This is a genomic window from Acinetobacter sp. AS5 (assembly GCF_048957595.1).
GTDB lineage: Bacteria > Pseudomonadota > Gammaproteobacteria > Pseudomonadales > Moraxellaceae > Acinetobacter.
In genome coordinates, this window is the sequence record NZ_JARDAL010000117.1 from 1 (window position 1) to 2280 (window position 2280).

Annotated in this window: 3 protein-coding genes; all 3 read right to left on the reverse strand. The window is 59.6% G+C overall.

The genetic code is table 11. The features are described from left to right. Positions 1-1490, reverse strand: a 1490-nt coding sequence (gene merA, locus PV763_RS17390; protein WP_420938279.1) for a mercury(II) reductase, incomplete at its 3' end; no start/stop codon positions are given. A 186-nt stretch (positions 1491-1676) separates the two neighbouring features. After that, on the reverse strand, positions 1677-1955 hold the full coding sequence (gene merP / locus PV763_RS17395) for a mercury resistance system periplasmic binding protein MerP (protein ID WP_005028432.1): 279 nt from the start codon (positions 1953-1955) through the stop codon (positions 1677-1679). A 13-nt stretch (positions 1956-1968) separates the two neighbouring features. After that, on the reverse strand, positions 1969-2280 hold a 312-nt coding region (gene merT, locus PV763_RS17400), incomplete at its 5' end, for a mercuric ion transporter MerT (RefSeq protein ID WP_420938280.1).

Here is a 2280-nt window from a genome sequence, read left to right on the forward strand (position 1 = left end):
AGCTTGATGAAGCCGCGTGTGTCGAAGTTGGCAAGCGCACGCGGCACGTTGTCCAAGGTCAAGGTGCGACTGTCGGTCTCGATCCCGTCGTGATGTGCTTCCGCCTCGCTGTAGCCCACGGTGGCGACCTGCGGGTCGGTGAATACCACGGCCGGCATTGCGGTCAGGTCCAGGGCCGCATCGCCGCCAGTCATGTTGATCGCAGCACGGGTGCCGGCCGCTGCCGCCACATAGACGAACTGAGGCTGGTCGGTGCAGTCGCCAGCCGCATAAATGTGTGGCGTACTGGTGCGCATGCCCTTGTCGATGACGATGGCCCCCTGCGCATTGGCAGCGACTCCCGCCGCTTCCAATGCCAGGCTGCGCGTGTTCGGTGCCCTGCCAGTGGCGACCAGCAGCTTGTCGGCGCGCACTTCGCCCTGTCCAGTGGTCAGCACGAATTCGCCGTCCACATGGGCGACTTGGCTGGCTTGCGTATGTTCCAGTACCTTGATTCCTTCGGCACGGAAGGCGGCTGTGACGGCCTCGCCAATGGCAGGGTCCTCGCTCGCAAACAACGTGCGCCGCGCCAGGATCGTGACTTCGCTGCCCAGCCGTGCAAACGCCTGCGCCAGTTCCAGCGCTACTACTGAGGCACCGATTACTGCGAGCCGTTTCGGAATGGTCTCGCTAACCAGCGCTTCGGTGGAAGTCCAATAGGGGGTTTCTGCAAGACCAGGCAACGGCGGAATGGCTGCGCTCGCGCCGGTAGCAATGAGACAGCGGTCAAACGCCACTTCGTGCCAGTCCCCTTCTGCAGCTTCCACGATAAGCGTGTGGCCATCCTTGAAACGGGCGCTGCCTCGTACCAGATTGATTGACGGATTGCTTTCGAGGATGCTTTCATATTTGGCAATTCGCAGCTCGTCCACGCGCGCCTGTTGCTGGACAAGCAAACGGTCACGCGAGACAACAGGCGGCGTCGCAGTGAGCCCCACGTCAAAAGGACTTTCCCGGCGCAGATGAGCGATATGGGCTGCCCGAATCATGATCTTGGAGGGAACGCAACCCACGTTGACGCAGGTGCCGCCGATAGTCCCGCGCTCGATCAGCGTGACCCGGGCACCGTTTTCCGCCGCTTTGAGCGCAGCCGCCACAGCGGCTCCGCCGCTACCGATAACCGCCACATGTAACTGACCGGCCAGCTCCTCCACCGCGCGGTCACCGCTCAGCCACTGGGCGGCTCTGCCAAGAAGTCTTGGCCGTTCAGCACTGCGCCTTTTGCTTTCCACTTCGTCTGCAGGCTTAGCACGATAACCAAGTGCCCCCACTGCCGTCACGAGTGCCGATACGTCAAGCCTATTGCCCGTGACCTGCGCCCTGTTCGCCGGATAATCGACAGACGCTCGTATCACGCCGGGAACCGCCAGCAGCGCGTCCTCAACGTGCTTTGTGCAACTTGGGCAAGTCATGCCCGCCACGCTCAGACCAACTTCGTTTAATTCTTGCATTTTGCTCTCTCTTTCATCCGTTATGCCCAAGCCGAGTCGTACAACGCCTCGGTAACTGGATCAGTTTTTCGCATCAGCGAACAGGCTCCGTACGTCATTTACAGGTTGTGCACGGAATGACTGACAGTAGAATCGCCAGAACAACATCTCTATCTGGCTATGGCGACGCCGCCGTCATTTGATGCCTTATTTCTTCAGTTCAGAAGGGTAGCCCACGTCCGTCGTCGCCTTGTTCAATGCCTGGACGCTGGTTTTCGCATCGTCGAACGTCACAACAGCCAGCTTGGTTGCGTAGTCGACCTCGATCTTGCTAACGCCCTCTACCTTGCTCAGCGCCTTCTTCACGGTGATAGGGCAAGTCGCGCAGGACATTCCGGGAACGGACAACGTGACCGTCTGCGTGGCGGCCCAGGCAGGGACAGCGAAGGTAGCGGCAAGGGCAAGAGCGGTAAGCAGTTTTTTCATGATTTTTCCTCAATTAGTAGAACAGGGGCATTACATACGGGAACGTTAGTGCAACGACAACTAGCGCAGCCACAATCCAAAAGATGACTTTGTACGACGTCTTGGCTTGTGGGGCAGCGCATACATCGCCAGGCTCGCATGCTTGCGTAGTCCGGAAGATGCGGCGGTAGGCAAAGAACATTGCTATCAATGCCGCACCGAGAAAGATGGGGCGGTAAGGATCCAATGCCGCCAAGTTACTCATCCAAGCGCCGCTGAATCCCAACATGACCAACACCAACGGCCCCAGGCAGCAGGCCGACGCAAGAATGGCGGCCAGCCCACC

Excerpts from the sequence above, each read along its gene's own strand:
- merP (WP_005028432.1), bottom strand. The coding sequence starts at position 1,955 with ATGAAAAAACTGCTTACCGCTCTTGCCCTTGCCGCTACCTTCGCTGTC.